Annotated in this window: 18 protein-coding genes and 1 tRNA gene; 7 read left to right on the top strand and 12 right to left on the bottom strand. The window is 72.8% G+C overall.

All coding sequences use genetic code 11. The annotated features are described in order from the left end of the window. Positions 1-68: 68 nt before the first annotated feature. The 6 genes from pknB to IEZ12_RS14135 all read right to left on the bottom strand — a co-directional run bounded on the left by pknB (position 69) and on the right by IEZ12_RS14135 (position 8,349). Positions 69-2,099, bottom strand: a complete 2,031-nt coding sequence (pknB, locus tag IEZ12_RS14110) for a Stk1 family PASTA domain-containing Ser/Thr kinase (protein ID WP_189272350.1) — start codon at positions 2,097-2,099, stop codon at positions 69-71. A 293-nt stretch (positions 2,100-2,392) separates the two neighbouring features. Further along, positions 2,393-3,850 (bottom strand): peptidoglycan D,D-transpeptidase FtsI family protein, encoded by a 1,458-nt coding sequence (locus IEZ12_RS14115; RefSeq protein WP_189272351.1) that lies wholly within the window; start codon positions 3,848-3,850, stop codon positions 2,393-2,395. Beyond that, complete coding sequence (locus tag IEZ12_RS14120; protein ID WP_083462589.1) at positions 3,847-5,340, bottom strand: FtsW/RodA/SpoVE family cell cycle protein; 1,494 nt, start codon at positions 5,338-5,340, stop codon at positions 3,847-3,849. The genes IEZ12_RS14115 and IEZ12_RS14120 overlap by 4 nt, the downstream gene beginning before the upstream one ends. Positions 5,341-5,370: 30 nt before the next feature. Beyond that, positions 5,371-6,897, bottom strand: coding sequence for a PP2C family protein-serine/threonine phosphatase (locus IEZ12_RS14125; RefSeq protein ID WP_189272352.1), 1,527 nt, complete (start codon positions 6,895-6,897; stop codon positions 5,371-5,373). A gap of 45 nt (positions 6,898-6,942) precedes the next feature. Then, positions 6,943-7,470: an FHA domain-containing protein FhaB/FipA gene (locus IEZ12_RS14130; protein ID WP_189272353.1), complete on the bottom strand. Its 528-nt coding sequence runs from the start codon at positions 7,468-7,470 to the stop codon at positions 6,943-6,945. Between the two features lie 12 nt (positions 7,471-7,482). Then, positions 7,483-8,349, bottom strand: coding sequence for an FHA domain-containing protein (locus tag IEZ12_RS14135; RefSeq protein ID WP_043915381.1), 867 nt, complete (start codon positions 8,347-8,349; stop codon positions 7,483-7,485). 351 nt (positions 8,350-8,700) lie between these two features. Between IEZ12_RS14135 and IEZ12_RS14140 the strand changes: the two genes are divergently transcribed. Then, positions 8,701-8,784, top strand: a tRNA-Leu gene (locus IEZ12_RS14140). Between the two features lie 103 nt (positions 8,785-8,887). Here the strand turns inward: IEZ12_RS14140 and IEZ12_RS14145 are convergent. Both IEZ12_RS14145 and IEZ12_RS14150 read right to left on the bottom strand, forming a co-directional pair. After that, positions 8,888-10,036, bottom strand: coding sequence for a sensor histidine kinase (locus IEZ12_RS14145; protein ID WP_189272354.1), 1,149 nt, complete (start codon positions 10,034-10,036; stop codon positions 8,888-8,890). Further along, a complete protein-coding gene (locus IEZ12_RS14150; RefSeq protein ID WP_100589588.1) occupies positions 10,033-10,701 on the bottom strand; it encodes a response regulator in 669 nt (222 codons plus the stop codon). Before IEZ12_RS14150 ends, IEZ12_RS14145 begins: the two co-directional genes overlap by 4 nt. 171 nt (positions 10,702-10,872) lie before the next feature. On the opposite strand from IEZ12_RS14150, the gene IEZ12_RS14155 reads away from it, so the two are divergent. Next, complete coding sequence (locus IEZ12_RS14155) at positions 10,873-12,654, top strand: phosphatidylglycerol lysyltransferase domain-containing protein (protein ID WP_373295476.1); 1,782 nt, start codon at positions 10,873-10,875, stop codon at positions 12,652-12,654. Positions 12,655-12,874: 220 nt separating this feature from the next. Continuing rightward, positions 12,875-13,639, top strand: coding sequence for a hypothetical protein (locus IEZ12_RS14160; protein WP_161801111.1), 765 nt, complete (start codon positions 12,875-12,877; stop codon positions 13,637-13,639). Between the two features lie 10 nt (positions 13,640-13,649). Here the strand turns inward: IEZ12_RS14160 and IEZ12_RS14165 are convergent, their stop codons facing one another. Beyond that, positions 13,650-16,316, bottom strand: a complete 2,667-nt coding sequence (locus tag IEZ12_RS14165; protein ID WP_189272356.1) for an ATP-binding SpoIIE family protein phosphatase — start codon at positions 16,314-16,316, stop codon at positions 13,650-13,652. A gap of 212 nt (positions 16,317-16,528) precedes the next feature. Here IEZ12_RS14165 and IEZ12_RS14170 point away from each other — a divergent pair, with 212 nt between their 5' ends. From IEZ12_RS14170 to IEZ12_RS14185, 4 genes are read left to right on the top strand one after another with little or no spacing between them, the layout of a single operon-like run. Continuing rightward, entirely contained in the window at positions 16,529-17,647 is a 1,119-nt protein-coding gene (locus IEZ12_RS14170; protein WP_189272357.1) for a rhodanese-like domain-containing protein, read from the top strand. A 58-nt stretch (positions 17,648-17,705) separates the two neighbouring features. Further along, positions 17,706-17,879: a hypothetical protein gene (locus tag IEZ12_RS14175; protein WP_189272358.1), complete on the top strand. Its 174-nt coding sequence runs from the start codon at positions 17,706-17,708 to the stop codon at positions 17,877-17,879. Positions 17,880-17,888: 9 nt separating this feature from the next. After that, entirely contained in the window at positions 17,889-20,027 is a 2,139-nt protein-coding gene (locus IEZ12_RS14180; RefSeq protein WP_189272359.1) for an FUSC family protein, read from the top strand. Beyond that, complete coding sequence (locus IEZ12_RS14185; RefSeq protein WP_083462592.1) at positions 20,024-20,710, top strand: TrmH family RNA methyltransferase; 687 nt, start codon at positions 20,024-20,026, stop codon at positions 20,708-20,710. Before IEZ12_RS14180 ends, IEZ12_RS14185 begins: the two co-directional genes overlap by 4 nt. Before the next feature lie 7 nt (positions 20,711-20,717). Here IEZ12_RS14185 and IEZ12_RS14190 read toward each other — a convergent pair whose 3' ends face one another. The 3 genes from IEZ12_RS14190 to IEZ12_RS14200 all read right to left on the bottom strand — a co-directional run. After that, on the bottom strand, positions 20,718-21,989 hold the full coding sequence (locus IEZ12_RS14190) for a peptidoglycan-binding protein (RefSeq protein ID WP_229847530.1): 1,272 nt from the start codon (positions 21,987-21,989) through the stop codon (positions 20,718-20,720). 171 nt (positions 21,990-22,160) lie between these two features. Next, on the bottom strand, positions 22,161-23,276 hold the full coding sequence (locus tag IEZ12_RS14195) for a hypothetical protein (protein WP_189272361.1): 1,116 nt from the start codon (positions 23,274-23,276) through the stop codon (positions 22,161-22,163). Positions 23,277-23,514: 238 nt separating this feature from the next. After that, a partial coding sequence (locus tag IEZ12_RS14200) for a protease pro-enzyme activation domain-containing protein (protein WP_189272362.1) occupies positions 23,515-25,481 on the bottom strand: 1,967 nt, incomplete at its 5' end.

Consider the following 25,481-nt stretch of genomic DNA (forward strand, 5'->3'; position numbering starts at 1 on the left):
CCCGCCGACACGAGAGGGGCCGCACCGTCCGGGAGGACGGCGCGGCCCCTTTCACGGTGCGGCGCCGGTCAGGGCGTGTTCGGCGTCTTGTCCGCGGGCTTGACCCACAGCGTCACGGTGTCGTCCGGGCTGATCTGCGACCCGGCGGTCGGGGTGACGGTCTGCACGATGCCCTGCGGGTCCTGCGAGCCCATCAGCTGGTACTTGGTGATCCCGGCTGCGGACAGCTGCTTGATCGCCTCGGTCAGCTTGACGTTCTGCAGCGGGGGCACGGTCACCTTGTCGGCCAGCTTGCCGACCGTGATGGTGACCTTGCTGCCCTTCGCGACCTGGGTGCCCTTCGGCGGGTTCTGCTCGATGACCTGGCCGACCTTGGTCTGGTCGGTGATGGTCTTGGTGACCACGTTCGGCACCAGGTTGAGGTCGGTGAGCGCCTGGGACGCGTTGTCCTGGGACTGGCCGACCAGGGGCGGCACCGCGACCTTCGCCTGGCCGGAGGAGACCACCAGGGTGATGGCGGTGTTGGCCGCCGCCTTGCCGCTCACCGACTGGGAGATGACCTTGTCCGGGTCGACCTTGTCGTCGTTGCTGTAGTTGACGGTGACCTGGAAGCCCTTGGCGGTCAGCGCGGTGTTGGCGGCGTCCTTGGTCTGGCCGACGACGTCGGGGACGTCGATCTGCGCCGGGCCGGAGGACAGGTGCACCGTGATCTTCCCGGTGGTGGAGATCTCGGCGCCCGCGGCCTGCTCCTGGGTGCAGACCTGGTCCTTCTGGATCTTGGTGTCGGGGCAGGCGATCGGGTCGCCGGCGGCCACGGTGAGCGTCGGGTTCTGCGCCTTCGCCGCGGCCTCCGCCTCGGGGAGCGTCTTGCCGATCAGGGCCGGCACGGTGGTCTTCTTGGTCCCGCCGCCGGTCTTCACCATCGACTGCACCACGAAGAACGCGCCGACCAGGACCAGCACCGCCGCGACGGCGAGGATGATCCAGGAGGTGTTGCTCTTCTTCGGCTGCTCCTCGCGCCGCCGGCTGCTGCGGCCCTCGTAGCCGTCGTCGTATCCGCCGTTGCCGTAGCCGTCGTCCTGGTAGCCGCCGTAGGGCGCGGGCTGCTGGTGGCCGACCGGCGGCAGCATGGTGGTGGGGCCGCCCTGCTGGGGCAGCATGTTGGTCTGGCCGTACGGGTCGTACTGCCCGCCGCTCTGGTCGTACCCGTAGCCGTTCGTGCCGGTGCCGTAGGCGGCCTGCTGGGCGGCGGCGACCGGGAGGCCGTCGAGGAAGCGCTCGATGTCGTCGCGCATCTCGTCGGCGGACTGGTAGCGGTAGTCGCGCTCCTTGGCGAGCGCCTTCAGCACGATCGCGTCGATCTCCGGGCGCACCTCTGGGTCGTACGCGGACGGCGGCGCGGGCTCCTCGCGGACGTGCTGGTAGGCCACCGCGACGGGGGAGTCGCCGACGAACGGGGGGCGCACCGTGAGCAGTTCGTACAGCAGGCAGCCGGTCGAGTAGAGGTCGGAGCGGGCGTCGACGGTCTCGCCCTTGGCCTGCTCGGGGGAGAGGTACTGGGCGGTGCCGATGACCGCGGAGGTCTGGGTCATCGTCATGCCGGCGTCGCCCATCGCGCGGGCGATGCCGAAGTCCATCACCTTGACGTTGCCCTGCCGGGTCAGCATGACGTTGGCGGGCTTGATGTCGCGGTGCACGATGCCGGCGCGGTGCGAGTACTCCAGCGCCTGCAGGATGCCGATGGTCATCTCCAGCGCGCGCTCGGGCAGCAGCCGCCGCCCGGTGTGCAGCAGTTCGCGCAGGGTGGAGCCCTCGACGTACTCCATCACGATGTACGGGATGGAGATCCCGTCGATGTAGTCCTCACCGGTGTCGTAGACGGCGACGATGGCGGGGTGGTTGAGCGAGGCCGCGGACTGTGCCTCGCGGCGGAACCGGGCCTGGAACGAGGGATCGCGGGCCATGTCGGTACGGAGGGTCTTCACTGCGACCTGGCGGCCGAGCCGGGTGTCGTGGGCGAGGTACACCTCGGCCATGCCACCGCGCCCGAGGACGCCGCCGAGCTCGTACCTGCCGCCTAGGCGACGAGGCTCTTCCATATCTCCGACCCTCTCCCCCACCGGTCGGTGAGGATATGACGTAGTGTCCCCGCACGCTCTGTTCTGACGCGGCCGCCGCCGCGGTGGTTTCACGGTGCCGGCGTCCGCAGTCGGTGACCGCGGACTGGCTGCGGGTACACCCGCTGCTGGCGGATACGCTACCGGGCGAACCTGACCTGCCTGGTGCAGGCAGCCAGCTGAGACCAGACCGGTACCGACCAGGACCGTCCCATTGTGACAATTCCGGCCACCGATCGAGGATCGATGGCCGGAATGTGACGGATACGACCGACCTACTTGCCGAGCGCCGCCTGCATCATCGCCTTGGCGATCGGCGCGGCCAGCGAACCGCCGGAGATCTCGTTCCGCTCGCTGTCGCCGTCCTCGACCACCACCGCGACGGCGACCTGCTTGCCGTCCTGGCCCTTGGCGTAGGAGACGAACCAGGCGAACGGCAGGCCCGCGTTGTCCTGGCCGTGCTGGGCGGTGCCGGTCTTGCCGCCGACCGTCGCGCCCGGGATCTTCGCCTTGGTGCCGGTGCCGTTCTGCACCACCGACTCCATCAGCTGCTGGAGCTTCTGCGCGGTGGCCGGCGAGACGGCCTGGCTCAGCTGGTGCTCGGTGTGGGTGGAGATCACGTTCCCGGCCGAGCCCTCCTGAGCGACCAGGTAGGGCTCCATCAGCGAGCCGTTGTTGGCGATGGCCGCCGCGACCATGGCCATCTGCAGCGGGGTGGCCCGGGTGTCGTGCTGGCCGATGGCGTCCATCGCGGTGCCGTCGGGCTTGGAGTCCTTCGGGAAGTAGCTGGGGGTGGGCGCGATCGGGATGCGCAGCTGGTCGCTGTTGAAGCCGAACTTCTCGGCCTGCGCCCGCAGCTTGTCGCCGCCCAGCTCGGCGCCCATCTTGCCGAACACCGTGTTGCAGGAGTAGTCCATCGCGACCTGGACGGTGGCGTTCTCGCACGGCTCGGTGGCGCTGGCGTTGCGCAGCGCGGTGCTGGTGCCCGGCAGGACGTACGGGTTCGGGGTGTCGGTGGCGTCGGTCGGCTTCTGGTACTTGCCGTTCTCGAACGCGGTCGCCGCGGTGACCAGCTTGAAGGTCGAGCCGGGCGGGTAGGTCTCGCGCAGCGCCCGGTTCAGCAGCGGCTTGTTCGGGTCGTCGTTGAGCGCCTTCCAGGCGTTCTCGTCGTCCTTGGTGCCGCCGGAGAAGGTGCCCGGGTCGTACGACGGGGTGGAGACCAGCCCGAGGATCGCCCCGGTGCGCGGGTCGAGCGCGACCGCGGCGCCCTTCTTGTCGCCGAGCCCCTCGAAGCCGGCCTTCTGCACCTTGGGGTCGATGGTGGTGACCACGTCGCCGCCCTGCTTGGGCTTGCCGGTCAGCATGTCCAGGGTGTTGCGGAAGAACAGCCGGGAGTCGGCGCCGGAGAGGATGCCGTCCTCCAGCTTCTCCAGCTGGCTGGCGTCGTACGTCTGCGAGGAGTACCCGGTGACCGGCGCGTACATCGGCCCGTCCACCCAGGAGCGCTTGTACTTGTAGCGCAGGCCGTTGACGAAGTCGGACCTGGTGACGGCCTGGCCGCCCGCGATGATGTTGCCGCGCGGGTAGGCGTACCGGTCGTACTTGGTGCGGTCGTTGTGCGGGTTGTTGGCCCACGCCGACGCCTGCACGCCCTGCACCCAGTTCACCCGGAGCATCAGGGCCAGGATCAGGACCAGGCAGAAGATCGACACCCGGCGGATCGGCTTGTTCACGAGGTCGCTCCCCTGCTCTCGTCCGGTGCGCCCGGCCCGGTGGCCGGGAGCCGCCCCGGTCCGGCCGGCTCCGGGATGGCGGCGGCCGGTTCGACGGCCGGTCGGCGGGCGGTGTCGCTGATCTTCATCAGGATGGCGATCAGGGCCCAGTTCGCCACCACGGACGAGCCGCCCTGGGCGAGGAACGGCATGGTCATGCCGGTCAGCGGGATCAGGCCGGTGACGCCGCCCGCGACCACGAACACCTGCAGCGCGAACGCCGAGCTCAGGCCGACCGCGAGCAGCTTGCCGAACGGGTCGCGGGCCGCCAGCGAGGTGCGCAGGCCGCGCTGCACCACCAGGCCGTAGACCATGAACAGCGCCATCAGGCCGGTCAGGCCCAGCTCCTCGCCGAACGAGCCGAGGATGAAGTCGCTCTTCGCCGCGAACTGGATCAGCCAGCTGCGGCCCTGCCCGAGGCCGGTGCCGATGGTGCCGCCCGAGCCGAGCGACATCAGGGTCTGCCCGATCTGCTCCGAGGACTGCGAGGGCGGCTTCGGCCCGAACGCCGCCATCGGGTCGAGCCAGGCGTTGATGCGGGTCTTCACGTGCGGTTCGGCGGAGGCCACCACGGCCGCGCCGCCGAGCGACATGGTCAGACCGAAGACGATCCAGCTGGTCCGCTCGGTGGCGACGTAGAGCATCACCACGAACAGGCCGAAGAACAGGAAGGAGGTGCCCAGGTCGGTCTCGAACACCAGGATCAGGATCGACAGCAGCCAGACCACCACGATCGGGCCCAGGTCGCGCCCGCGCGGCAGGTACAGGCCCATGAACTTGCGGCTGGCCAGTGCCAGGGCGTCCTTCTTGACCATCAGGAAGCCGGCGAAGAACACCGTCAGGATGATCTTTGCGAACTCGCCGGGCTGGATCGAGAACGAGCCGAAGCGGATCCAGATCTTCGCGCCGTAGTCCTCCGGCCGGGACGGGAAGAAGGCCGGCGCGGCCAGCAGCACCAGCGCCACCACCATGGAGATGTAGGTGTAGCGCTGCAGGATCCGGTGGTCCTTCAGCAGGATCACCACGCCGATGAACATCGCCACGCCGAGCCCGGACCACATCAGCTGGTTGCCGGCCGCCGGGAAGTTGAGGCGCAGCAGCTTGCCGGCCTTGTCGAGCCGCCAGATCATCACCACGCCGAGCCCGTTCAGCAGCGTCGCCAGCGGCAGCAGCAGCGGGTCGGCGTACGGCGCGAACCGCCGCACCGCCAGGTGCGCGGCCAGCGCCAGCACGGCCATGCCGAGCCCGAACTTCAGCATGCCGACGGGCAGGCTGCCGTCCATCGCCAGGCCGACGTTGGCGTACGCCAGCATCGGGATCGCGAGGGCGAAGGCCAGCATCAGGAGTTCGGTGTTGCGCCGGTTCGGGGCGTCGCCCGTCGCGGACCGGCCGACGGCGCGGCGCCGCCCGGTGGTGGGCGTGCTGCCGCGGCTCACGTCGAATGTGCTCATGCCTGTGAAAACCCCCGGGGTCGCCCGCGGCTACTGCCCGGAGCAGGACACGGCGAGCTGCTGCTCCTGCTCGGTCAACGGCGGGGCGGTCGGCGTGGCGTCCCCGGTGGCCGGGGCGGCCTTGGAATCGGCGACCTTCTTGCAGACCTCGGCCTGCGTGCGCAGCGTCTCGACCTGCTTCCGGGCGTCCTCCAGGCTGCTGGCCTGGATGTTCTTGGCGACCTGGTCGCGCTGGAAGGCGGGCAGGTACTTCAGCTCCACGTCCCCGTACTGCTGGTAGACCGAGCTGAGCTTCAGGCCCGCCAGGTTCTGGTCGAGGCCGCGGTAGACCGCGAGGTGGCCGTTCTCGGCCCCGACGTAGTACTGGTTCTGGTTCCACTGCCAGGCGAAGAAGCCGCCGCCGCCGAGCACCGCCAGCACCAGCACCCCGATCAGGGTGAGCTTCAGGCCGCGCTTCTTCTTGCGGCGGCTCGGCGGGGCGTCGCCCTCGTACGGGTCGTCGGGGCCGCCGTACTCGTCGCCGTCGCCGGGCGGGAAGCCGGCCGGGTCGACGTAGTTGCCGTGCTGGTCGTAGCCGCCCTGGTAGCCCTCGGCGGGGCCGAAGTCGCCGGCCGGGGCGCCGTAGCCGGGCTGCTGGTCGTAGCCGCCCTGGTAGCCCTCGGCCGGGCCGAAGGCGCCCTGCGGGGCCGGCGGGGTGCGGCCGAGGCCGGCCGCGCGGCCGGCGGGGGTGTCCAGCAGGTGCGGGTCGTGCTGCTGCGGGTGCGGCTGGGTGTCGGCGACCGCGCCGACCACCTCGGGGGCCTGCGCGGCCTGGCCGCTGAGCAGGTCGGTGGCGCCGACCTCGATCACGTCGGCCACGATGCAGGTGATGTTGTCCGGGCCGCCGCCGCGCAGCGCCAGCTGGATCAGTTCCTGGACGGTCTGCTGCGGCGCGTAGTAGCTGCCGAGCGTCTCCTCCAGGGTCTGGTGGCTGACCGGGCCGGACAGGCCGTCGGAGCAGATCAGGTAGCGGTCGCCGGCCCGGACCTCGCGGATCGACAGGTCGGGCTCGACCTGGCCGCGGCCGTCCAGGGCGCGCATCAGCAGTGAGCGCTGCGGGTGGGTCTCGGCCTCCTCGGCGGTGATCCGGCCCTCGTCGACCAGCCGCTGCACCCAGGTGTGGTCCTGGGTGATCTGGTCGAGCCGGCCGTCCCGCAGCAGGTAGGCGCGGGAGTCGCCGATGTGCACCTGGCCCATCCGCTGGCCGTCCCACAGCAGCGCGGTGAGGGTACAGCCCATGCCTTCCAGCTGCGGGTCCTGCTCGACCATCTGCCGGAGCCGGTCGTTGGCGGTCTGCACCGCGTCGCTCAGCAGGGTCAGCAGGTCGGCGCCGGGCTGTTCCTCGTCCAGGCGGACGATCGACCCCAGCACCTCGGAGGAGGCGACCTCACCGGCCGCCGCCCCGCCCATGCCGTCGGCCACCGCGAGCAGCCGGGGTCCGGCATAGCCGGAGTCCTCGTTCCCCTCGCGGATCAGGCCCTTGTGCGAGCCGGCGGCGAAGCGCAGCACGAGACTCATGCTGTCCGGGCCCTCCTTCGGGTGGAGCTGGTCCTCATGCGCTGACTACTTCCGCAGTTCGATGACGGTCCTGCCGATTCGGATCGGCACGCCGATCTGGAGCGGCGTCGGCGTGGTCAGCCGCTGTCGGTCCAGATAGGTGCCGTTGGTGGAGCCTAGATCCTCCACGGTCCACTGCCCAGCCTGATCGGGGTAGATCCTGGCGTGACGGGAGGACGCGTAGTCGTCGTCCAGGACGATCGTGGAGTCGTGCGCCCGGCCCAGCGTGACGGTCTGGCCGTGCAGCGCGACGGTGGTGCCGGCCAGCGAGCCCTGGGTGACCACCAGGTGCGTGGGCTGGCCCCGGCGCTGCCGGGCCTGTTGCTGCTGTTGCTGGGCGGCGGCGGGCTGCCCCTGCGGCTGCCGGCCCTGGCCGGCCGCGGCGGGGGCGGTGGGCGCGGCCCGGTGCCCGGAGCGCGCGGCGCCCTTGGTGGTGAAGAGGTCGCTGCGGATCACCTGCACGGCGACGATGACGAACAGCCAGAGCACGGCGAGGAAGCCCAGCCGCATGACCGTCAGGGTCAGATCAGACATACCGGCCCGCTTCTACCCTTCGACCTGTCGGTAGACGATGGTGGTCGACCCCAGGACGATCCGGGAGCCGTCGCGGAGCGTAGCGCGCTGGGTGTGCTGTCCGTCCACCACGATGCCGTTGGTGGAACCGAGGTCCATCACCATCGCGGGCGTGCCGGGGCGGATCTCCGCGTGCTTTCGGGACACCCCGGGGTCGTCGATCCGGATGTCGGCCTCGGTGGAGCGGCCCAGGACGACCGCGTTCTGGGTGATCTGGTGCCGGGCGCCGTTCACCTCGACCCAGCGCCGGGTGCCGGCGCCGCCGTGGCCCGCGCCGGGGAACGGCCGGACGTTGTTGCCGGGGGCCGGCGGGGCGGGCGGCATCGCGGGCGGGGCGGAGGGCGGCGGCGGAGCGCCGTACGGGGCGCCGGCGCCCTGCTGCCAGGGCGCGCCGGGGGCGGGCGGGGTCGGCGGACGGCCGTAGCCGGGCTGGGCGGCCGGCGGCGCGGGCGGCCGCTGCGGCTCCTCGGCGGTCAGCGTCCGGCTGCGCACCCGGTACAGGCCGGTGTCCAGGTCGTCGGCCTTCTCCAGGGCGACCTGCAGCGGGCCCATGAAGGTGTACCGCTGCGCCTCGGCGTACTCGCGGACCATGCCGGCGAGCTCGTTGCCGAGCTGCCCGGCGTAGGGGCTGAGCCGCTCGTGGTCGTGCGGGCTGAGTTCGACGATGAAGTCGTTCGGGACGACCGTGCGGTCCCGGTTCCAGATGCTGGCGTTGTTGTCGCACTCGCGCTGCAGGGCACCGGCGATCTCCACCGGTTGGACCTCGGACTTGAACACCTTGGCGAAGGTGCCGTTCACGAGACCTTCGAGTCGCTGCTCGAACTTCTTCAGGACTCCCACGGGGCACCCCCTCTCAGGGCGTCGGTCGGACCGGCCGGTAGGCCGGAAAGCGGTACTTCCGTACTGATCGTATCCACGCCCGGCCCTTCCGTACGGTTCCCCGGCCAGGTCGCGCCCGGAGGGTACCCACTGGGCGGTCCGCTCACCCGTTCGCACCCGCCTCCGGTTGCGGTCCGGTCCGGGCCGTGCCGAGGGCCTGCGGGAATGGATTCGCAGGTGGGGCTCGGGGCGTGCTAATGTTTTCCATGTCGGAAGGGGCGCCCGCAAGGGAGCCGAACGGAAGACCCGGAGAGATGCGCTAAGCTTCTCGAAGAGTCGAAAGAGCGACAAGCTCCGGAAGACAACACCCATGCGCGGGTGGCGGAATAGGCAGACGCGCTGGATTCAGGTTCCAGTGCCCGAAAGGGCGTGGGGGTTCAACTCCCCCCTCGCGCACAGCGAAACCCCGCAGATCTCAGGATCTGCGGGGTTTTTTTGTTGTCCTGCAACTGTTCTCCGGCCCGCGGCTCCGCGGAAGGCTCCGCGGACTCCGGCGGTCTCAGGCGGGCAGGACGGCGTGCAGCGAGAAGCCGCCGTCGGGGGTGGGGCCCGCGGTGAAGCTGCCGCCGAGCAGGGCGGCGCGTTCGCGCAGGCCGACCAGGCCGTGGCCGCCGCCGGGCAGCGGGGCGGCGGCGGTGCGGTCGGTCGGCGGGCCGTTGCGGACCTCGACGTGGAGCTTTCCGCCGCGGGCCGCGACCCGGACGGTGACCCGGGCGCCGGGGGCGTGCTTGCGGATGTTGGTGAGGCCTTCCTGGACGGTCCGGTAGGCGGCCCGTTCGACCGCCTCGGGCCAGTCGCGGCGGCCGGTGTCGATCCGGTGGGTGACCGGCAGGCCGCTGTCGTCGATCAGCCGGGGCAGGTCGGCGAGGGTGGGCTGCGGGGCCAGCGGGGTGCGGTTGCCGATGCCGGCGGCGCGCAGCACGCCGACCATCTGGCGCAGTTCGTCCAGGGTGCGGACGGAGAGTTCGCGGATGGTGCGGGCGCCGTCCCGGGAGGCCGGGTCGGTGCTGGCGACCTGGATCGCCCCGGCCTGGATGGAGATCAGGCTGACCTGGTGGGAGACCACGTCGTGCATTTCGCGGGCCAGCCGGGCGCGTTCGGCGGTCAGCACCCGCTCGGCGATCAGCCGGCTCTCGCGCTGGCGTCCCTCGGTGAGTTCGGTGACGCGTTCGCCGAGCTCGCGGCGGGTGCGGGTGAGCATGCCGAGCGCGGCCGGTCCGGCGCCGAGCATCGCCGACTGGATGGCGTACAGCGCGTTGTCCCGGCTGAGGGCGAACAGGTCGGGGGCGAACGGCCAGTGGAAGAACTCGATCAGGGCGAAGGAAACGGCGCAGGCGACCGGGATCCGCGGTTTCGGGTAGGCGGCGGAGACCGCGTAGACGCCGGTGAGCGGGGCCAGCCAGATCTCGTTGAAGAACGCCCCGGGCAGGGTGAGCAGGGCGACCGTCAGCGGGTAGCGGCGGCGGCCGAGCAGGGCGACGACGGACAGCGCGGACAGGGCGATCTGCCAGGGCTCGGAGCCCTTGGCGACCAGCGCGGAGTCCAGTGCGGCGGCCACCACCGGGACCAGCAGGGTGGTGCGGGGGGAGCGCAGCCAGGCCCAGCGGTGCGGGGCGGAGGCTTCGGCGGCGGGTTCGGCGGAGGTCACTCCCCGTCCCGGCGTTCCCGGACCAGCCCGGCGCGGTGCGCGACGACGGCGGCCTGGACCCGGTTGGCGGCGCCGAGTTTCGCCAGGATGGCGCTGATGTGGTCCTTGACGGTGCCGGTGCCGAGGAACAGCCGGTCGGCTATCTCGGCGTTGGAGAGGCCTTCGCCGAGCAGGGCCAGCACGTCGAGTTCGCGGCCGGTGAGCCGGTGGGTGAGGGCGGTGGCGGTCAGGTCGGGGCCGCCGCCGTCGACGTAGCCGCTGATCACCGTGCGGGCGACGGTCGGGGAGAGCACGCTGCCGCCGGCCGCGAGCACCCGGACGGCGTGCACCAGCTGCTCGGGGGCGGTGTCCTTGAGCAGGAACCCGGCGGCGCCGGCCCGCAGCGCGGTGCCGATGTACTCGTCGGTGTCGAAGGTGGTGAGCATGGCGACGACCGGCGGGTCGGGCAGGGCGCGCAGGCGGCGCAGCACGCTGATGCCGTCCAGGTCGGGCATCCGGACGTCGAGCAGCACCACGTCCGGGGCCAGCGCCCGGGCCTGCTGCTCGGCCTGGCCGCCGGAGCAGCCGCCGACCACTTCGAGGTCGGGTGCGGAGCCGACGATCAGGCCGAGCCCGGAGCGGACCAGCACCTCGTCGTCCACGATCAGGACCCGGGTCGGCGGCATGTCTCTCCCTGGTGGGGGTTCGGGCTGTCACCCCCGCCGATCGGCGGGGGTGGGAATCCGCTACCGGATTCACGCAATTCTCATCTTCGCTGGGCAACCATGGAAATCGGGGTGAAGTGCGCAGACCGCGCGCGGATGCGCCCCAATGTTCGATCGTCTGGAATGGTTGCTGTGTCCACAGTGAAGACGGCTGCCTCGGCCGTGTCGCCCTCCCGGGGCGAGGGTTCGGGTCCGCAGGCGCTCTGGCGTCGCCGGGCCGCCACGTCGACGGTCTGGTACCTGCGGCTGGTGGCACTGCTGAACCTGGTGGCGGTGCTCTCGGTGCCGTTCAAGGACACGGTGCAGCGGCACAACGAGGGCCAGTTCTTCACCCCGTACCTGGTGACCGCCGGGTTGACCTCGGTGGCGCTGGCGCTGTTCCTGGCGGTGGCGATGCGCCGCCGCAAGCGGGCGGCGTGGATCTTCAACACGGGGCTGGCCGGCCTGACCTTCGTCGGCTACCTGGCGCTGATGGCCTGGGGCCAGCACTTCGCGTCCCACCCGTGGAACTACTTCTCGGTGGTGCTGACCGGCCTGTTCCTGGTGGCGCTGCTGTTCTCGCGCCGCGAGTTCACCTCCAAGGGCGACCGGTCGAACCCGAAGACCGCGATCGCGGCCGGGGCCGGCGGCCTGCTGCTGGGCGGCCTGATCGGCTCGGTGCTGGTGCAGCTGACCAACACCATCAGCGGCGCGGGCTTCGGCACCCGGTTCAGCTATTCGGTGCACCGGATGATCACGCTGACCCCGTCGGCGAAGGTGGCCGACGTGGTCTCCGTGCCGACCTGGGTGAACGCGGCGATCAACGCGATGAGCGCGGTGCTGTTCCTGGCCGTGCTGTACGTGGCGTTCCGCTCGCCGCGCGGCGAGGAGCTGCAGAGCGACGAGGACGAGCGGAAGCTGCGCGAGCTGCTGGACCGGCAGGGCGAGCGCGACTCGCTCGGCTACTTCGCGCTGCGCCGGGACAAGGCGGTGGTCTTCTCGCCGAGCGGGAAGGCCGCGGTCGCCTACCGGGTGGTCGGCGGCGTCACGCTGGCGTCCGGCGACCCGATCGGCGACCCGGAGGCCTGGCCGGGGGCGATCGACGCCTGGCTGGCCGAGGCCCGCGAGCACGCCTGGGTGCCGGCCGTGATGGGCGCCTCCGAGGAGGCCGGGGTGATCTACGCCCGGCACGGGCTGGACGCGCTGGAGCTGGGCGACGAGGCGATCGTCGAGCTGGACGAGTTCTCGCTGGACGGCCGTGCGATGCGGGTGGTCCGGCAGGCCTACAACCGGGTCAAGCGGGCCGGCTACACGGTGCGGATCCGCCGCCACGAGGCCATCCCCGAGTCGGAGATGGCCGAGCTGGTGGCGAAGGCCGACCACTGGCGGGACGGCGCGACCGAGCGCGGCTTCTCGATGGCGCTGGGCCGGCTCGGCGACCCGGGCGACGGGCGCTGCGTGATGCTGGAGTGCTTCGACGGGGACGGCGAGCTGCGGGCGCTGCTGAGCTTCGTGCCGTGGGGCGCGAACGGTCTGTCGCTGGACCTGATGCGGCGCGACCGGGACAGCGAGAACGGCCTGATGGAGTTCATGGTGATCGAACTCCTGCAGCGCGCGAAGGAGGTCGAACTGGAACGGGTGTCGTTGAACTTCGCAATGTTCCGCTCGGTTTTCGAGCGCGGTTCGAAGCTCGGCGCCGGCCCGGTGCTGCGGCTGTGGCGTTCGGTGCTGGGATTCTTCTCCCGCTGGTGGCAGATCGAGTCGCTCTACCGGGCGAATGCGAAATACCGGCCGATCTGGGAGCCGCGCTATCTGCTCTTCGAGAAGAGCAGCGAGATTCCGCGGATCGGTATCGCCTCGGCCCGCGCGGAGGGCTTCATCACGGTGCCGAGCCTGCCGGCGCTGTTCCGCCGAAGGCACACCCGCGAGGGCTGAGCCACGGGCTTCCCGGCCCGCTGGGCCCGGGACGGTGGTCCCTCCGCCGGGGGGCGGAGCGGGCCGGAAGATCAGACCGCGGTATGACACGACCGGGCTGTGAAGTTGATGCCCCTGATTAATCCGATGCGTAGGGTCGAAGAAGAGGCGTAGAAGAAGACGCGCACAGCGGTACGGACGTCGGGATGGCCGCACGTCCTCGGGACGGGAGAACCGGTTCGTGAAGCAGAACACCCACGCGGGGGGCGTGCGGCCGGGGCTCGGGGCGGTATTCCGCCGGGCCGCGGTCGCCGAGTGGGGGGCGCTGTTCGGCGCCGTGAAGGAACGGGTGGTGCGGCGGAAATTCGCCGCGGTGCCGTTGGCGACCGCGGCGACCGCGCTGGTCCTGCTGTTCTCGATCGTCCAGCACCTGCCGGGCGGGGCCCGGTTCGTCTCGGACATCGGGGTGGTGAAGGCGGCGCTGCCGCTGGACGTGTCGCTGCTGCGCACCCCGCTGTCGCTGTACGTGCCGGCCCTGGACCTGCCGGTGTGGGGGGCGCTGGCGCAGGTCTTCCTGGTGTTCGGGGTGGCGGAGATCGTGCTGGGGCGGCGGCTGACCCTGGTGGTCGCCTACGTCTGCACCCTGGCGGGAACGCTGTTCGCCCGGATCGCGGTGGCCCTCGGCCCGCACCACCTGCTCGGGTTCCCGCGCTGGGTGGCGCACGTGCGCGACACCGGGCCCTCGGCGGCGGTGGTGGCGCTGGCCGTGGTGGTGGCGTTCCGCTGCCGGGCCTGGTGGACGGGCGGCGCCGTGGTGGCGGCCATGGTGGTCGAGGCGACGCTGCTGCCGAACCTGGCGGGCCTGGAGCACCTGGTGGCGATCAGCACCGCGGTGCTGATCGCGGTGTGGGTCGAGGTGTTCGGCGACTACTGGCCGCGGGTGCTGTCCGGGGTCGGCGCGGCCGCCTCGGTGGCGCAGGGCGGGGCCAGGGCGGTCACGCCCTGACCCCGGCCGGTCAGCCGCGCGGCAGCGGCATCTCGAAGTAGACGACCTTGCCGACCGCCTTGCGGGCGGTGCCCCACTTCTCGGACAGCTTGCTGACCAGGTTGAGGCCGCGGCCGTGCTCGGACAGCGAGTCGGCGGGCTCCAGCGACGGCAGGTTGTGGTTGTCGTCGCTGACCTCGACCAGCAGCTTGTCGACCCGGATCAGCTGCAGCTGCACCTCGGAGCGGGCCACCCGGACGGCGTTGGTGACCAGCTCGGACACCAGCAGCTCGACCGTCTCGGACAGCGCGGTCAGCTGCCAGGCGGCGAGCTGGTCGCGCACCAGGCGGCGGGCCCGGCCGACCTCCAGCTCGGTGACGCCCAGCTGCCAGGTGGCGACCTCGGTCGGCGGGACGCCGTCGAAGCGGGCCACCAGCAGCGCGATGTCGTCCTGCCGGTCGTCGGAGTGCAGGGTGTTCAGCACGGTGTCGCAGGCCTCGTCCGGGGTCTGCTTGGGGTCGATCAGGTTACCGCAGAGCGCGGCCAGGCCCTCTCCTATGTCGCCGCCGCGGACCTCGACCAGACCGTCGGTGCACAGCACCAGCATCGAGCCGTCCGAGACGTCGATCTTCGTGGCGACGAACGGCACCCCGCCGACGCCGATCGGTGCGCCCGAGGGCAGGTCGAGCAGTTCGCCGCGGCCGTCGGGGTGGACCAGCACCGGCGGGACGTGGCCGGCCGAGGCGAGTTCGCAGGTGCGGTTGATCGGGTCGTAGACCGCGTACAGGCAGGTGGCGAGGTGGTCGTCGCCGAGCTTCTGGGCCAGGTTGTCGAGGTGCCGCAGCAGCTGGCCCGGTGGCAGGTCGAGGGCGGCGAGGGTCTGCATGGCGGTGCGGAAGCGGCCCATCACGTCGCCGACCACCAGGGCGACCCGGCTGCCGGGGAGCTGGATGGCGTCGAACCAGTCGCCGCCGACCTCGGCCTTGCGGTCGCCCGGCATGTAGCGGTGGGCGATCTGCACGCCGGGGATCTTGGGCGGGCGGGTCGGGATCATCGAGCGCTGCAGGGTGGTGGCGACCTTGGACTCGGCGCGGTGCAGCCGGGCGTTGTCCAGCGACAGTGCGGCGCGGGCGGCGATCTCCTTGAGGGTGTCGGCGTCGGCGCGGGTGAACGGCGCCCGGTCGGACAGCCGCAGCAGCTTGAGGATGCCGAGCACCGCGCCGCGGGCGGACAGCGGCAGCGCCAGCATGGAGCGGCCGACCACGGTCGGCTCCAGCTCGGGGCCGCCCAGTGAGGCCGCGTAGTCGACCGCGACGTCCGCGGAGATCAGCGGCACCAGCACCGGCTGGTTCTCCTGCAGGGCCAGGCCGGGCGGGGTGGAGCGCGGCATGGTCAGCAGCGAGCCCTCGTCCAGGACGTGGTTCCAGCGCGGTGAGCCGGCGTTGAAGGTGCGGGCGACGCGGCGCAGCACGGTGCGGTTGTCCGGTGGGTCGGCGGGCAGTTCGCCGTCCGAGAGCAGGCCGTCGAGCAGGTCGACGCAGGCGAAGTCGGCGACCCGGGGGACCAGCACCTTGCACAGTTCGCGGGCGGTGGTGTCCAGGTCGAGAGTGGTGCCGACCTGGCTGCCGACCGAGGCCAGCAGCGCCAGGTCGCCGTCGTCGGGCAGGCCGCGGACCACCTCGACGCCGCCGTCGGCGGCCTTGGCGGGGCCGGGCAGGACGGCGGAGACCTGGGCGGGGGCCGATTCGGACGGGGCGGTGGCGGGGTCGATGGCGGGGCCTCCCGGGGTCGGGCCGTGGGCGGCGGCGTCGCGTGGGCCAGGGACGGTGCTGCCGGGCACCCGCGCTTCCTCCGCGGGCCCGGCAGCCTGTATCCGTACCCCGAGCGGGGCCCGGGCACCCGTGCCGCGCTGCGGCTCCGCGGGGCGGCGGGCGGTGCGCTCGCGCTGCTGGGCGGCCCGCTGCTGCGGGGTGGGGTAGCGGCGGCCGAGGCCGGCGGCGACCCGGGCGGTGCCGGACGGCCCGCCCGGCGAGGACTGGTAGGGCGCCACCGGCAGCAGCGCCGCGTCCACCCGCAGGGCCGGGGGCCCGGCGGCGGCCAGGGCGGCCAGCAGTCGGCCGCGGCGTTCCGGGGAGCAGGACGGCAGCAGCGCGGCCAGTGCTTCGGGGGTGGGCCCGGCGGGCGGTGCGAAGGCGGCCGCGATCTGCTGCGGGCGGGCCGCGGAGGGTGCGGCGGAGTAGTGGACGAGGCGCTCGCCGAGGGCGATCCGGGGGCCGGCGGCGCGCAGGGGTCGGGCGTCGGCGGCCAGTACGAGCAGCGAGCGGCCGGCCGGTTCGGCCAGCGGGTAGGCCCACCACAGAACGTCGCGCTGCCGCTCCTCGCGGTCGTGCACCGTCATCGCGCCGGCCCAGGGGCCGTCGGCGGCGAGGTCGTCGAGGGTGTCGAAGGCGTCGCAGCGGTGCGCGGGGGCGTCCGGGTCGTGGCGGGGGCAGACGGCGGGCAGCAGGCCGTGGGCGGTGCGGCCGACGGCGACGGCGGCGCGGTGGCCGAAGAGCTCCTCGGCGGTGCGGTTCCACACGGTGATCCGGCCGTCCGGATCGACCAGCGCGGCGGCCACGCGAAGCAGTGCCACCACCCCGGTGGGGCGGCCGCCCGGGAGGTCCGCCCGGTCGGGTGCGGAAATGGGCTGGTCCACCATGGATATCGGTCTGCCCCTTTGAGTCTCGCTGCCCCTCCTGGCCGGTGCGCGCGTCCTTGCGTGCGTCCTCCAATGAAGCACGGAGATGCCAATGGGAGGTAGTTAATCCGGCAGATTCGTCCGTATCAGTTGCGTGTCGTTGACGGCGCGCCCCCGGCGTGCTCCACCGTCACCCGTCAGGGCGGTGTGAGGGTCCCGGTAGGGTGGCCCGGGTGAGCGTACCGAGCGTCGAGGTGTGGGCGGATCCGGAGCGGCAGGAGCTGGAGGAGCGGGTCGCGGCGGCCGAGCTGGCCTGGCTGACCCTGGACGTCGACGTGGCCACCCTGCGGGTGGAGATCGACAACTTCGCGCTCGCCCACCACCAGCTGCTCGGCCCGCTGTACGCCGAGCTGGACGAGCTGGACGCGCTGATCGCCGAGGCGGTGGCGGCGCTCAGCGGCGACCCGGAGGACCTGCGGCGGGCCCGCGAGGCCCGGGAGCGGGTCGAGCCCGCCGAGCAGCGCGGCCCGCGCGAGGGCGAGCCGGAGGCCCGCCGGGTGCGGCCCGACAAGGGCGCCCAGCGGGTGTACCGCGAACTGGCCCGCCGGGCCCACCCCGACCTGTCCACCGACCCGGCCGAGCAGCAGCGCCGTTCGGCGTTCATCGCCCGGGTCAACGAGGCGTACGCGCTGGCCGACACCGAGGGGCTGGAGCGGCTCGCCGAGGAGTGGTCCGCCGACCCGGAGTCCGCGCCCGCCGTCGGCTCCCCCGACCGGTCGGCCTGGCTGCGCCAGCGCCTGGAGTGGCTGACCGGCCGGATCACCGCGCTGGCCACCGAGCAGGTCCGGCTGGAGCGCACCCCGATGGGCGAACTGCTGCTGCTGCGCCCGGACGAGCCGGAGCGCCTGCTGGAGGACCTCGCGGACCAGCTGCTGGCCACCGCCGCCGACCGGCAGGCCAAGCTGGTCGCACTGCTGCCGGACAATGGCTCGAACGACCCGCACCGATCCCAGGAGAACGCCCCGATGTTCGCTCAGCTGCCCACCACCGACGCCGCCTCGGTGCCCGCCGATGCCGTTCTGCTCGACGTCCGCGAGCAGGACGAGTGGGACGCCGGCCACGTGGACGGTGCGCTGCACATCCCGATCGGCCAGGTGGTGGCCCGCCTCGACGAGCTGCCCGAGGGCCGGCTGTACGTGCTGTGCCGGGTCGGCGGCCGCTCCGCGCAGGTGGTGCAGTACCTGGTCGCCGGCGGCCGGGACGCGGTGAACGTGGACGGCGGCATGTTCGCGTGGGACGCCGCCGGCCGCCCGATGGTGAGCAGCGGCGGCCAGGACGCCTTCGTCCTGTAGCAGCGGCCCGCCCCTGCCGACCTACGCGGGCGTCCCGTTCGCGCCGGCGGGCCGGCGGTTGAAGAACGCGCTGCCGGTGCTGACGGGCGCCGAGCAGCTGGCGATCGCGGTGCTGCCGGGGCTGCCGTTCCGCTCGCCGGCGATGCCCGCCGCGGACGCGGTGTTCCGGCCCGCCGCGGCGCTGTCGGCAGTGGAGCGAGTGCTGACGGGCCGGTGGCGGAAAAGTCGCTAAGCTCCCGCTATGTCCTGGTTCAAGGCCCTGCGTGAGACCGCGAAGGCCGGGCTGACCGTGGACTTCTCGCTCACCAATCCGCGCCGGTCGCTGCGCGCCGCGGTCGCCGCCGCGCTGGTGATCTTCCCGACCATGGCGATCTACGGGCCCTCGCACGCCGCGTCCGCCGCGATGGGCGCGTTCATCGCCGGCGTCGCGACCTTCCAGCGCTCGTTCCGGCCGCGCGCCTCGCTGGCGCTGGTGGCGGGCGCCGGACTGGGTGCGTCGACCTTCCTCGGCTACGTCGCGGTCGGCATCACCGGCGCGTTCCCGGTGCTGCTGGCGCTGTGGGCGTTCGGCGCGGGCATGGCCTGGGCGGTCAGCCCGACCGCCGGTGTGGTCGCCGCCAACACGCTGTCCGTGATGATGGTGGTGGTGCAGCTGCCGGTGTCGGTGTCCGCGGCGCTCGGCCACGCCGTGCTCTGCTCGGTCGGCGGCGGCGTGCAGGCCCTGGTGGTGACGCTGTGGCCGATCGACAGCTGGCGGGCGCAGCGCGACGCCCTCGCCGACATCTACGCCGGGCTCGGCGACTACGCCCGCAGCCTGCGGCACGACCCGGTGGCGCACGTCGACCCGGAGCCGTTCATCGTCGCCCGCCAGGCGGCCCGGCTGACCGCCCGGCAGGCCCGCCGCCGCCCGCCGGAGCTGCGCGGCCTGCGGACCATCGCGGAGCGCGTGCGGCCCACGCTGGCCGCGCTCGCCGATCCGCGGGTGGGGGCCGCCGAGGAGGGCCCGGAGCGGGACCGGGCCCGCGAGGTGCTGGCCGCCGCCGCCGACGTGCTGGACGCGCTGGCCCGGGCGATCCGCACCGGCGACCCGGTGCAGCTGCCCAGGGACACCCCCGGCCTGGCGCTGGCCCGCCCCGGCACCGGCGAGGACCTGCTGCGCGGCGGCGCCCGCCGCTCCGCGCGCCAGCTGTCCGGTCTGCTCGGCCGGGCCGCCGACCGGCTCGACCGGCAGGACCGCGGGGCCGTCCCCACCGCCGGCCGCGGCGCCGGTCTGCACCGCCCTCCGCTGGTCAAGGTGGCCCCCGCGGCGCTGGCCACCGTCGGCCGGCAACTGCACAAGCATTCGGCGATCTTCCAGCACGCGGTGCGGATGTCGGGCGTGGTGACCTCCGCCTACCTGGCGGCCCAGCTGCTGGGCATCGAGCACGGCTACTGGGCGCCGATGGCCTCCGCGATGGTGATGCGCCCCGACTTCGCGCAGACCTTCAGCCGCGGCGTCGCCCGGGTCGCCGGCACCGTCGCCGGCGTGCTGGTGTCCACCGCCATCGTGCAGGTGTTCCAGCCCGGCGACTGGGTGCTGGCGGCGCTCGCCGTGTTCTCGATGGGCCTGTCGTACATGATGCTGAGCACCGGGTACGCGCTGCTGACGGCCGCGATCTCCTCGTACGTGGTGTTCCTGCTCGGCCTGCAGCCCGGCGAGCCGGTGCGGCTGGCGTTCGACCGGGTGGCGATGACGCTGCTCGGCGGCGCGGTCGCGCTCGGCGCGTACGCGCTGTTCCCGACCTGGCAGACCGCCCGGCTGCCGGAGCGGCTCGCCGAGTGGCTGGCCGCCGCCGGGCGGTACGCGGCCGCGGTGTTCACCGGGTACGGCGATCCGGCGGGCGGGCACGCCGAGAAGGACGTCCGGCCCGCGCTGCTGGACGTCCGGGAGACCCGCAGCGAGATGCTGGCCGCGCTGGACCGGGCCGAGCTGGAGCCCGTGCACCACTTCGCGAAGGTGCCGGAGCTGAGCCGCAAGCAGTTCGACCGGGCCCGCTCCGCGGTCGGCATGCTGGACCGCTCGATCGTCCTGCTGGAGGCCCACCTGCCCGCCGCGGACGCCCCGCCGCTGCCCGGCGCCGGCGCGTTCGGCGAGGAGCTGCGGGACGCCACCGCGATCGCCGCCGCGGCGATCCTGCTCGGCCAGGACGTCGACTTCTCCGAGCTGCGCGAGGCCCACCGGACCTGGGACTACCTGTTGGCCTCGCTCCCCCGCGACGAGGGGATCGACGTCACCCGGGCCGGGGCGCGGCTGGTCATGCAGGCGCTCACCGAGCTGGAGAAGTCGGTGCGGACGCGCCCGCAGCCGGTCCGCGGCGAGCCCGTACCCTCGAGGGCGTGAGCGACACCTCGGTGCCCCAGCTGGGCGAGCAGTACGACGACGGCCATTTCACGGGGCTCCCCGACGACCGGGAGATCGGCGTCGGACCGCACCCCGAGCCGTGGCCCGACGACCCCCGCCTCGACCCCGAGCTGCTCGCCGCCGGCGACCGCCGCAACGTCGTCGACCAGTACCGGTACTGGCGGCACGAGGCGATCGTCGCCGACCTGGACACCCGGCGGCACGGCTTCCACGTCGCCGTCGAGAACTGGCAGCACGATTTCAACATCGGCTCCGTGGTGCGCACCGCCAACGCCTTCCTGGCGGGGGAGGTGCACATCGTCGGCCGGCGGCGCTGGAACCGGCGCGGGGCCATGGTCACCGACCGCTACCAGCACGTCCGGCACCACGACTCGGTGGCCTCGCTGGCCGCCCACGCCGCCGAGCGGGGGCTGCCGATCATCGGCATCGACAACCTGCCCGGCGCGGTGCCGCTGGAGACCTATCCGCTGCCCGAGCGCTGCGTGCTGCTGTTCGGGCAGGAGGGCCCCGGGCTGACGGCCGAGGCGTGGGAGCATTCGACGGCGGTCTGCTCGATCGCCCAGTTCGGCTCGACGCGTTCGATCAACGCCGGGGCGGCCGCGGCGATCGCCATGCACGCCTGGGTGCGGGAGCACGCCGCCGGCGCGCCCCCGCAGGGTTGAGCGTCCGTCAGGAGAACAGCAGCTTCCAGGTGTGCGGGCCGGGGTAGCCGTCCGCCTCGGAGCCGGTCCAGCCCTGGGCGCGCTGGAACGCCTCGACGTTGCGGCGGTCGGCCTCGCCCCAGGCCGGGTCCGGGCCCTGCCGGTAGGAGCTGCCGAAGCCCTTCTTCACCAGCTGGCGGCCCAGCTGCGCTATGTGGTCGTTGACCTTGCCGGGCCCGAACTTGTCCGTGCCGGGGAACGACGGCGGGCCCGGCGCGGGCGGCGGCGAAGGAGCGGTCACGGCGGGCGGGATGTCCTTGCCCTTGTGGTGGACCAGGAAGTCCCAGGTGTCCTTGCCCGGGTAGCCGTCGGCCTCCGCGCCGCGCCAGCCCTGCGCCAGCTGGAACGCCTCGGTGGCCCTGCGGTCGGCTTCGCCCCAGTCCGGGCTCGGTCCCTCCCGGTAGAACCGCCCGCCGCCGCGTTCCACCAGCATCCGGCCCAGCCGGGTCACGTAGTCGTTGACCTTGCCGGGCCCGAACCTGTCCGCGCCCGGGAACGCGTCGGCCCCGTCCGGCGCCGGCATCGGCAGGCTCAACCCCCGGTACCGGTACGGCAGGTAGCCACTTGAGTTGCTCCAGTAGGCGTACGGGGTGCTGCGTTCGGTGGTGCCCGGGCGGGTCTGCTCCAGCGCCGTGTACTTGGTGTGCGCCGCGTCCACCCAGCCGCCGAACAGCACAGCGTGCGAGCCGCCCTGCGGGTCGTTCGCGTTGTTGTAGATCAGCACGTCGCCCGGCTGGAGGTCGTCCTTGGCGATCCGGACGGCGAAGTCCGGCAGCGTCCAGGTGGTCTGACTGCTGCCCAGGTTCCAGGCCATCGAGATGAACCCGGAGCAGTCCTGGCGGTAACCGTCCGACCAGTACTTGGTCATGCTGTACGGCACCTTCTGGTCCACCCAGGCCTGGGCCCGGCGCATGATCTCCGCCCGGGTGGTGGCCGGCGGCGCGGCCACCGCCCGGCGGGACGTCGGGGGCTCGCCGAACGGGCCGGCGACCTGGCCCTGCGGCGAGTTCGCGGTCTGCGGACTGCTGTCGGTGCGCGGTGCGGCCGCGACCGCCGACGAGACCGCCCCGCCGCCCAGCACACTGCCGACGGCGGCGAGCAGCACCGCCGCCCGCCGCGCGCCACGGGCCTGGATCGTGGCGCCGCGGCCCGACCGGACGGCGAGCTGCCGCGCCCGAACGCGGGCGGTGCAGCCGCCGCAGGCACAGGACTCGTCCGGTTCGACCTCGCTGAACTCCATCAGCACGGGGGACCTGCCTTTCCTCGGTGAGTGGGACTCACCTTTCACGGAGGTAGCAGCAAGGACCAGCTGATGGGCGGTCGGACTGGGCAGAACGGGTGAACGGCGGGGTGGCGGTGCGGCGTGGTGCCAGTGCGGCAGGGCTGATGGGCGGTCAGGCCGGGTTCGGCGTCACTCCCACTGCCAGCGGATGCCCACCTGGCCGGGCTGCTGGTCGGCGGTGAGGACGTGGGCGCTCGCGGAGGCGCCGATCCAGAGGGGTTCGCGGTGGCGGTCGGTGTCGGCGCCGGGCGCGCGGTCGAAGCGTTCGCACTGGACGGGGACGGCGGAGGGGTCGAAGTGGACCTGCAGGACGTACTCCCGCACGGGGGCCGGGAAGAACCGCCCGTAGCTGGTGGTGGGGCCGGAGTCGGGGAGGTGCACCTCGTACTCGAGCACGGTGGAGTCGCCGAGGGCGAGCGGCCGGTCGAGCAGGAGCTCGGCGACCAGCAGTCCGCTGAGCGGGCGGCGCCGGATCCGGCCGAGGCGGGCGTGCCGGACGGAGGTGATCTCGGGACAGGTCTCGACGCCCTCGTCGGACTTGTGGACCACGACGTGCCGGGTGACACCGTCCACGGTGGCGCGCACCACCTGGCGCATCCTCAGCACGTTGCCGCGGCGGGAGGCGTCGACGTAGTAGGCGTCGTGGATGGACTGCCGCTCCAGCTGGCCGGCCGGCGGGGCGTCGAGTTCGGCGAACACCTCGCCGAGCTCGGTCTCGCCGGGCCAGATCTGTTCGACCCGCAGGCCGTCGGGGGCCGGGCCCTGGGCGACCCAGCGGCCGCGCGGGCGGGGCGGTCCGAGCAGCGCGGTGAGCGCGGTGTGGCGCAGGCCGAGGAGCTCCTCCAGCAGGTGGACGGCGCGCAGCGAGGTGGCCCGTTCGGGCTGGCTGCGGCCGCGCCGCCAGTAACTGAGCGTGGTGACGCTGACCCTGACGCCCTGTTTGGCGAGCGCGGCGCGGATCCGGTCGAGGCTGAGGCCGCTGTGCTCGATGGCGGCGTTGAGGACCTCGGCGAAGCCGCCCTGCGCGGTGGCGGGCGCGGCGGGCACAGCGGGCGTGGCGGGGACGGGAGTCGTGGGGGCGGCGGGTGCGGTGGCGGCGGACGGTGCGGATACGGATGCGGTGGTGCGGACGGCGGCCTGCGGGCCGGCCGGCGCGGCGGGTCCGGCCGGGGGCCGGTCACCGCCGTGTTCGCGCTGGCCGACCAGGCGGAGCCGGCCGGCGTGCTGTGGTTGCTGTGAGCCCATGCGACACCTTCCCCACCCGGCGGGTTCGGCGGGTTCGCCCCGGCTCCGCGGTGCGTCGGAGGTGCGCCGCCGAGTGTGTGGGAACCCTATGCAGGGTTGAGAGGCTACGTCATCAATCAGGACATATGACAGTGGTCACGACAAGTATTTCGCAGACGGATCGCGCCGGAAACACTCCTGACACATGGGTGCCGGGAGGACCCGTGAAGGCCCTCCCGGCACCCGTGCTGAGCGGCCGTCAGGAGGCGGTGAGCGCGGTGTCGTCGATGACGAAGCTGGTCTGCAGCGAGGCGTCCTCGACGCCGGTGAACTTCACGGTGACGGTCTGTCCGGCGTACGCGGACAGGTCGACGGTCTTCTGGACGTACCCGGTGCTCTTGTCGAGGTTGGAGTACGTCGCCACCGAGGCGCCGTTCACCGACAGGGTGAGCTTGTCGTAGGCCGTGGTGCCGGTCTCGGCGGTGTCGACGTGCAGCCAGAAGCTGAAGGCGGCCTTGCAGCCGGCCGGGATGGCCACCGACTGGGAGACGGTGTCGGTGTGGGCCGAGCCGTAGCCGTTCATCCAGGCCTTCCAGGAGCCGCTGTGGGCGGCCTCGGAGGCGGAGTTGTCGACCACGCCGGTGCTGGTGGTCCAGGGGGCGGCGGTGCCGGTCTCGAAGCCGGCGTTGCCGAGCAGCTGGCCTGCGGTGCAGCCGCCGGTGGGCGGCGGGGTGGTGCCGCCGGTGCCGAGCAGGGCGCCCGCCAGGCCGTCGGCGATCGGGGTGCCCCAGCCGGTGACCTGGTCGTAGCCGGTCTTGGCGGCGAAGTCCTGGTTCGAGCCGCTGGTCACGTCGTGCAGCGAGGTGGCGTAGGAGCTGCTGTTGGCGACCGTGTACAGCTTCGGGTTGACCTCGCCCAGGACGGGCTTGGACGCGGCCTTGGCCTTCTGGTTGTAGAGCGCGGCGAAGCCGGACCACAGCGGGGCGGCCGCGGAGGTGCCGCCGTAGACCTGCCAGCCGGCGGCGGTGCTGCCCTGGGTGTAGATCGCGAAGCCGCTGGCCGGGTCGGCGTTGGACGAGATGTCGGGCACGGTGCGCATGGTGCCGGTGACGTTGGTGCCGGTCTGCCAGGCGGGCTTGGCGAACTGGGTGGAGACGCCGCCGCCGGCGGTGCTCCAGGCGCTCTCCGAGCTGTAAGTGGTGCCGGAGACCTTCAGGTTGGTGCCGCCGACGCCGGTGTTGTACGGGCTGGAGGCGGGGAAGTCCACGGCCTTCACGGTGGAGCCCGAGGTGGAGCGGGTGCAGTCCCGGGAGCCGTCGTCGCCGGACGCCGAGAAGATCGAGATGCCCTGGGCGGCGGCCTGCTTGAAGGAGTTGTTCACCGCGGTCATCGAGGCGGCGGTGGTGTCCGGCTCGCAGGAGCCCCAGGAGATGGAGATGACCGAGACCCGGTTGTCCGCGACGATCTTGGCGGCCATGTCGATCTCGCCCTGGTCGGTGTTGGGCGCCTCGTAGACCAGCTGGGTGGCCTTGGGGGCGACGCCGCGCACGATCTCCGAGTCCAGCTCGACCTCGCCCTGGCCGTCGCCCGGCTTCGCGTCGTAGTTCGCGCCGTCCACCGAGACGGTGCTGACCGCCGGACCGGACAGGCCGAACTGGCTGTCGTAGGTGGTCAGGTTGGTGGACTTGTAGCCGTCGAACTCCCAGAGCGCCACGGTGCTGCCGGTGCCGTCCGCGCCCAGCTGGTTGAGGCGGTAGGCGCCGTCGTAGCCGGCCGGGCCGAAGCCGCTCGGGGTGGCGTGCGGGGTGGACGCCTCGGGCCTGGCGATCCGGGTGGTGCGCACGGTGTGGTCGTTGAGGCCGCTGACGCCCTCGACCACGCCGGCCAGCACGGCCGGCACCGAGGCGGCGGCGTCGTTGGCGAAGAAGCTCCGGTTGCCCTGCTGCGGGTCGCTGTAGGTCGACTCGTGGGTGCCGAACGCGGCGGCGACCGCGGAGGTCGAGCCGGTGGCGTTCACCACCTGGCGGTTGGCGCTCACCGAGTCGACCTTCAGGCCCTGCGCGGTCAGGAACGCGCGCACCTGGTCCACGTCGGCCTGGGTCGGGCCGAAACGCTCGGTGAACTGCGCGGGCGTCAGATAGTGCCCGAATTCCGCGGTGCCGGGAGTGCCGACCGCCGAAAGGAAACGGTCCAGTTCCGCGGTGTTGCGCAGCTTCAGGCTGACCG

It is taken from the genome of Kitasatospora griseola (assembly GCF_014648555.1).
In the GTDB taxonomy this organism is placed as follows: domain Bacteria; phylum Actinomycetota; class Actinomycetes; order Streptomycetales; family Streptomycetaceae; genus Kitasatospora; species Kitasatospora griseola.